Source organism: Kitasatospora putterlickiae, assembly GCF_039527695.1.
Lineage (GTDB): Bacteria > Actinomycetota > Actinomycetes > Streptomycetales > Streptomycetaceae > Kitasatospora > Kitasatospora putterlickiae.
This window is the reverse complement of the sequence record NZ_BAAAKJ010000300.1, coordinates 4,559-10,874: the sequence shown is the minus strand read 5'-3', so window position 1 is coordinate 10,874 and position 6,316 is coordinate 4,559. Positions and strand designations below refer to the sequence as shown.

The window sequence follows — 6,316 nt, the reverse complement described above, 5'->3', positions numbered from 1 at the left end:
CGCAGCGGGCGGGCGAGGCCGTCGGCGCCGAGTGCCAGCGAGCCGGGCGCGGTCAGCGCGCACATGCCCGACCCGATGCAGCGGTCGCGGTCGACCTGGACGATGACGGCGGGGGCCGTCCGTGAATCCGTCACCAGGCGACCTCCAGTCGCTGCGGACTGCGGGTCAGCAGGCCGTGCCGCCAGTCGATGGTGTCCTGCGGCGCGGTGAGCCGCAGCGAGGGCAGCCGCCGGGCGAGCCGGTGCAGGGCGATCTCCAGCTCCATCCGGGCCAGCCAGGCGCCCAGGCAGTGGTGCGGCCCGGCGCCGAAGGTGTAGCTCGGGGCGGCGAGCGGGGAGAAGAGTTCGGTCAGCAGGTCCCCGGTGAACACCTCCGGGTCGCTGTTGGCGGCGGTGACGTCGGCGGCGACCACGCTGCCGGCGGGGATCCGCACGCCGCCGATCTCGATGTCCTCGACCGCCCGCCGCAGCAGACCGGGCAGCGTGTCGGCGTCGCCCAGCGGCACGGCGCGCAGCAGCTGCTCGGTGGCGGCGGCCGCGCTCTGCTCGTCGGAGGCGAGCCGGTGCCAGGCGTCCCGGCCCTCGCCGAGCAGGTAGACCAGGGCGTTGCCGAGCGAGGTCATGGTGGTCTCGTGCCCGGCCACGACCAGCCCGATGACGAGGGTGACGATCTGTTCCTCGGTGATCCCGGGGGTGTCGGCGGCGGCCGCGAGCAGGCTGCTGACCAGGTCGTCGCCGGGCTCGGCGCGGCGCTCGGCGACGACCTCGGCGCCGAATCCGGCGAACTCGTCCATCGCGGTGCGGATGGCCTGCGGGGTGTACGCGGTGGTGGCCAGGGCGTGGTCGCTCCAGTGCTCCAGGCGCTTGCTGTCGAGCAGGTCCAGGCCCATCAGCCGGCTGATCACGGCGACCGGCAGCGGGCGGGTGTAGGCGGCGACGATGTCGGCGGGCGAGCCCTGGTCGATCAGCTCGTCGATCAGGCCCTCGACGACCGAGGCGACCCAGGGGCGCCAGCGGGCGATCGCGCGCGGGGTGAACGCGCGCTGCACGGTGCGGCGCAGCCGCTGGTGCTCGACGCCGTCGATGTTGAGCAGCGCGGTGGGGTCGTCGAGCAGGTTGGGGGCGCGGGTGACCGGCGGGGCGTCCGGCGCGAAGAGCGGGGCGCGGCCCAGGCGCGGGTCGGTGAGCACCTGCCGGACGTCGGTGTGCCGACTGACCAGCCAGACCGGGGTGCCGGTGGGCAGGGCGGCCAGCCGGGGCGGGCCGGGTTCGAGCAGGCGCAGGCAGTGCAGCGGCGGCAGCACGGCCTGGGCCGTGCCGGGGCCGGCGGCGGGTGCGGGATCGGTACCGGTTCCGGCACCGGTGGCACTGTTCTCGGCGGACATCCGTACTCCAGACTCCAGGGCGGTGGCCGCGTGCGGGCGGCCTGCGGGGGGTGGATCCGGGTGGTGCGCGGGGACGGGCGGGGCGGTCGACGGGTGGTCGACGGGGGTCGACGGGTGTGCCTGGTGGGCCGGGTTTCGCTTAGACCGTACGTGGGCGACGGGCGGCCGTCAGCGACGATTCCAGCCAACGCCCGGGTGGCGCGGGCATGGTGAGGGCACCGCGACGGCCGGGGGCGCTCGGCGGCGACCGCGTGCCCCAGCGCGCGCCCCCAGGGGCCGGTGGCCCCGGTGAGCCGGATCACCCGGGACGTTCCCGGACCCGCCGCCGGGCCGGGGGATACGCTTCGTGGGCGAGTCGATCGACTCGTGTCGACCGACCGTGTCGACGCAGGTCACGCCGGTGCGGAGCGGCACCGGCCGACGGAGGTGGAACGGATGGCCCAGCAGGTCAAGGCAGTGATCGCACGCGCCAAGGGCGCGCCCGTGGAGGTGACGACGATCGTCGTGCCCGACCCCGGGCCGGGCGAGGCGGTGGTGCGGATCCAGGCCTGCGGCGTGTGCCACACCGATCTGCACTACCGCGAGGGCGGGATCAACGACGAGTTCCCGTTCCTGCTCGGCCACGAGGCCGCGGGCATCGTGGAGACGGTCGGCGAGGGCGTCACTGAGGTCGCGCCCGGCGACTTCGTCGTCCTCAACTGGCGCGCCGTCTGCGGCCAGTGCCGCGCCTGCAAGCGGGGGCGGGCCCAGTACTGTTTCAACACCCACAACGCCAAGCAGCGGATGACGCTGCTGGACGGCACCGAGCTGTCCCCGGCCCTGGGCATCGGCGCGTTCGCCGAGAAGACCCTGGTCGCGGCCGGCCAGTGCACCAAGGTGGACCCGGCCGCCGACCCGGCCGTCGCCGGGCTGCTCGGCTGCGGCGTGATGGCGGGCATCGGCGCCGCGATCAACACCGGCAACGTGGGCCGGGGCGACACGGTCGCGGTGATCGGCTCCGGCGGCGTCGGCGGCGCGGCCGTGCTGGGCTCCCGGCTGGCCGGCGCGTCGAAGATCATCGCGGTGGACATCGACGACCGCAAGCTCGCCACCGCCGAGAAGCTCGGCGCCACCCACACCGTCAACTCCAAGAACACCGACCCGGTCGAGGCGATCCGCGAGCTGACCGGCGGCCACGGCGCGGACGTCGTGGTCGAGGCGGTCGGCCGCCCGGAGACCTACCAGCAGGCCTTCTACGCCCGCGACCTGGCCGGCACGGTCGTCCTGGTCGGCGTCCCCACGCCCGAGATGAAGCTGGAGCTCCCGCTGCTCGACGTGTTCGGGCGCGGCGGCGCGCTGAAGTCCTCCTGGTACGGCGACTGCCTGCCCTCGCGGGACTTCCCGATGCTGATCGACCTCTACCTCCAGGGCCGCCTGGACCTCGGCGCCTTCGTCACCGAGACCATCGGCCTGGACGCGGTGGAGCAGGCGTTCGAGCGCATGCACCACGGCGACGTGCTCCGCTCGGTGGTGGTCCTGTGAGCGCCGGACCCGCCCGCGTCGACCGGCTCGTCACCGCCGGCACCTTCGAACTCGACGGCGGCAGCTGGGAGGTGGAGAACAACGTCTGGATCGTCGGCGACGACACCGAGGCCGTGGTGATCGACGCGGCCCACGACGCCGCCGCGATCGAGCAGGCGCTGGCCGGCCGCCGGCTGCTCGCCATCGTCTCCACCCACGCGCACAACGACCACATCGACGCCGCCCCGGAGCTGGCCGCGCGCACCGGCGCACCCGTCCTGCTCCACCCGGACGACCTCCCGCTGTGGAAGCTCACCCACCCGGACCGCCTCCCCGACGGCGAGCTCGCCGACGGCGGGCGGATCGAGGTCGCCGGCATCACGCTGACCGTCCTGCACACGCCCGGCCACGCCCCGGGCGCGGTCTGCCTGCACGCCCCGGACCTCGGCACGGTCTTCACCGGCGACACCCTCTTCCACGGCGGCCCGGGCGCCACCGGCCGCTCGTTCTCGCACTTCCCGACCATCATCGACTCCATCCGGGACCGCCTGCTCACCCTGCCCCCGGACACGGTGGTCCGCACCGGCCACGGCGACCCGACCACCATCGGCGCCGAGGCCCCGGCCCTCCCGGACTGGATCGCCCGCGGCCACTGAGGCCGTCGGGCGGTGACCNNNGGGCCCGGCGGTCGGCCGTCGGGCCCGGGGACGTACGATCGCGGGCATGGCCCATGATCCGCGCGCGCTCGACGACGTCTTCCTCGCCTTCTGGCGGGAGCGGCACATCTCCACCCTGACCACCCGGCGGCCGGACGGGTCGCCGCACGTGGTGCCGGTGGGGGTGACGTTCGAGCCGGAGCGCGGGGTCGCGCGGGTGATCAGCAGCCGGAGCAGCCGGAAGGTGCGCAATGTGCTGGCGGCCGGGGAGGCCGGGCAGCGGGTGGCGGTGTGCCAGGTGGACCGGGCGCGTTGGTCGACGCTGGAGGGGGTCGCCGTGGTCCGGGACGCGCCGGAGGCGGTGGCCGAGGCGGAGCGGCGGTACGCCGAGCGCTACCGCGAGCCGCGGGTGAACCCGGACCGGGTGGTCATCGAGATCACCGTGGACCGGGTCCTGGGCCGGGCGTAGCAGCGGTCGGTGTTCCGTTTATCCGGTGTTGATCGTCGCGGTCTACGGTCGGGGCATGAACGAGGGAACGACGGGGGACCGGGGCGTGCGGGCGCCGGGTGAGGGTGGCCGGATGACGGCCGAGGACGCGGATCGGTTCCGGGTGCTGCTGGCCCGGCTGGAGGACTCGTTGGCGGCGGACCGCCGGACGCCGGTGGGGCCGGGCCGTGAGGGATGAGCGCCGCCCGGCCGCGCGGGTCGCGGTGCTGCCGCTGTGGCAGCGCGGCGCGCGGACGGGCGACCACGGTCGGACCGCCGTGCCCGGTGGGCTACTTGGCGAAGCGGACCTCGGGGAACCTGGGCGAGGGCCGGTCGAGCAGTGGGGCCGGACGGCCGAGCAGGTGCCGGTCGAAGAACGCGCCCAGGTAGGCGCGGGTGGCCGCCAGCGTACGGCCGCCGGTGAGGGTGCCGAAGTTCTCCTGGTAAGCCCCCGGCGGCAGTTGGTCACGCAGGTGGAGGGTGTCGACCAGCCAGTGCTGGTCGGAGAACGACAGGTGCCCGGCGGCGGGCAGGTCCACCCAGTAGCGGGGGCCGGTGAACCGCCGCCAGTTGTCCTCCCAGTTGCGGGCGGCCTCCGGTGAGCCGCCGAGCGCGGCGCTGAACAGCAGGGCCGGGCGCCCGGTGTCGTCGCCGGCCGGGATCCAGATGCTGCCGTCCAGGTTGGCCGCGGCCTTGATCCGCGGGTCCTGGCGCATCGCCTCCAGGGCGGCCGCCCCGCCGAGCGAGTGTCCGGCGGCGCCGATCCGGGAGGCGTCGACGCTCAGGCCGCGGACCGGGCCGCCGTGCCCGGGCGCGGTGAGCCGGTCGAGCACGAAGCGCAGGTCGGCGGCCCGGGCGCGGGACGACTTCGCGCCGAACTCCGGGTCCGTTCCCTCCTGTCCGCAGGCCAGGCAGGACTCGACGCGGCCGCCGGGGAACTCCACCGAGGTCTCGTAGGTGGCGTCGACGGCGGCCACCGCGTAGCCCCGGGAGGCGAACTCCTCGCCGAGGGCGGTGAGCGAGGTGCGGCTCAGGCCGAAGCCGGGGGAGAGCAGGATCAGCGGGTGCCGTCCGGCGGCCGGCCGGGCGTCGGCCACCGCGCCGGTGTGCAGCGCGGCGGGCTGCTCGAAGCCGTACAGCGCCCGGGACAACTCCGGTGACATGTAAGGTGCGTGGGCGCCGCGCGGCGAGTTCGCGGGGTACCAGAAGGTGACCATCAGCTCGCGGTTCGGTGCGTCGGCGCGCCACGGGTCGGGGCGGCCGGTGTCGACCAGGTGCGCGGAGGCCGTCCCGATCGGCCGGTGCGCGGTCGGTGCGGGGACGTGCGGCCCGGCCGTGCCGGCGACGCCGGCGCCGGTGCCGGCACCGGAAGCGGCGCCGGTCGCGGCGGTGGCAGGGCCGGCCAGGGAGAGGGCCAGGGTGGTGGAAACGATCGTCAGGGCGGCGGAGCGCCACCATCGGTTCTTCGGCATGACGCCACGTTAGGTTTGCGGCCACCCCCGGCACGTCGCTCCGCCGGTGGACGGCCGCTACGCCGCGAGGGGGAGCCGGCCCGGCGGCCGGGGCGCCGTCCGGCCGGGTCCGGCTCCACCTGGGGGCGGGCTCAGCAGTCGCAGCCGCAGCCGTCACAGCCGTCGCAGCAGCCGCTGCAGCAGTTGCACCCGTCCCCGCAGCACTGGCAGGCGTCACAGCAGTCGCCGCAGTTGCCGCAGTCACAGGGCTCGTGCCGGGCGCAGAAGCCCTCGCGGCGCTCGCCGGTGAACGGGTGGTTGTGCTCGCAGCAGAGCAGCTGGCAGGTGCAGCCCATCAGCGCCCAGGCCGCGCAACCGGCCACCAGGTTGCGGCGGTTGGGCGGCGGGCCGCCGGGCGGGGTGAAGCCGGGACCCTGCGGCACCCACGGCGGCACCGGCGCGCCGGGGTCCTGCGGCGGGGCCTGGTTCGGGTCGTGCTGCGGCGGCGCCTGGTACGGGTTGGCGGCGAGCGGGGTGCCGTCCCCGGTCTTGACCCGGCAGGCGGTGTGGCCGGCCCGGCCGAAGACCCGCTCGACTGCGCGCTCGGTCTCGTGCGCGAGCAGCACGTGCACCAGGGCGCGGTCGGCCAGTTCGACGTCGCGCAGGGCGAGCCGGATGCCGTGCACGGCGTCGCGGCAGAGCCGCTCGGCCTCGGCGCGGTCGGTGCCGGTCGCGGTCAGCGGGTTCCAGGCGCCGCTCGCGGCGTCGGCCTCCTGGTCCTCGGCGGCGTCCAGCAGGTGCGCGAGGCGCCCGAACAGCCGGCCCGCCTCGGCCAGCG

6 protein-coding genes and 1 pseudogene are annotated in these 6,316 nt (G+C 75.7%); 4 read left to right on the top strand and 3 right to left on the bottom strand.

Annotated elements, in window-relative coordinates; translation table 11 throughout:
* Window positions 1-130: 130 nt before the first annotated feature.
* The gene (locus ABD308_RS29065; protein ID WP_344340915.1) at window positions 131-1,384 is read right to left on the bottom strand and encodes a cytochrome P450; all 1,254 of its coding nucleotides are present in this window, start codon (window positions 1,382-1,384) and stop codon (window positions 131-133) included.
* Between the two features lie 435 nt (window positions 1,385-1,819).
* Here ABD308_RS29065 and ABD308_RS29060 point away from each other — a divergent pair, with 435 nt between their 5' ends.
* From ABD308_RS29060 to ABD308_RS29045, 4 genes are all read left to right on the top strand, one after another.
* Entirely contained in the window at window positions 1,820-2,905 is a 1,086-nt protein-coding gene (locus ABD308_RS29060; protein ID WP_344340909.1) for an S-(hydroxymethyl)mycothiol dehydrogenase, read from the top strand.
* The gene (locus ABD308_RS29055; protein WP_344340904.1) at window positions 2,902-3,540 is read left to right on the top strand and encodes an MBL fold metallo-hydrolase; all 639 of its coding nucleotides are present in this window, start codon (window positions 2,902-2,904) and stop codon (window positions 3,538-3,540) included. Before ABD308_RS29060 ends, ABD308_RS29055 begins: the two co-directional genes overlap by 4 nt.
* Before the next feature lie 67 nt (window positions 3,541-3,607).
* Window positions 3,608-4,009: a pyridoxamine 5'-phosphate oxidase family protein gene (locus ABD308_RS29050; RefSeq protein ID WP_344340901.1), complete on the top strand. Its 402-nt coding sequence runs from the start codon at window positions 3,608-3,610 to the stop codon at window positions 4,007-4,009.
* Window positions 4,010-4,064: 55 nt separating this feature from the next.
* Window positions 4,065-4,226 (top strand): hypothetical protein, encoded by a 162-nt coding sequence (locus ABD308_RS29045; protein ID WP_344340898.1) that lies wholly within the window; start codon window positions 4,065-4,067, stop codon window positions 4,224-4,226.
* A 91-nt stretch (window positions 4,227-4,317) separates the two neighbouring features.
* Here the strand turns inward: ABD308_RS29045 and ABD308_RS29040 are convergent, their stop codons facing one another.
* On the bottom strand, window positions 4,318-5,499 hold the full coding sequence (locus ABD308_RS29040; protein WP_344340895.1) for an alpha/beta hydrolase family protein: 1,182 nt from the start codon (window positions 5,497-5,499) through the stop codon (window positions 4,318-4,320).
* Window positions 5,500-5,630: 131 nt separating this feature from the next.
* Window positions 5,631-6,316 (bottom strand): annotated as a pseudogene (locus ABD308_RS29035) (hypothetical protein); the annotation flags it as partial.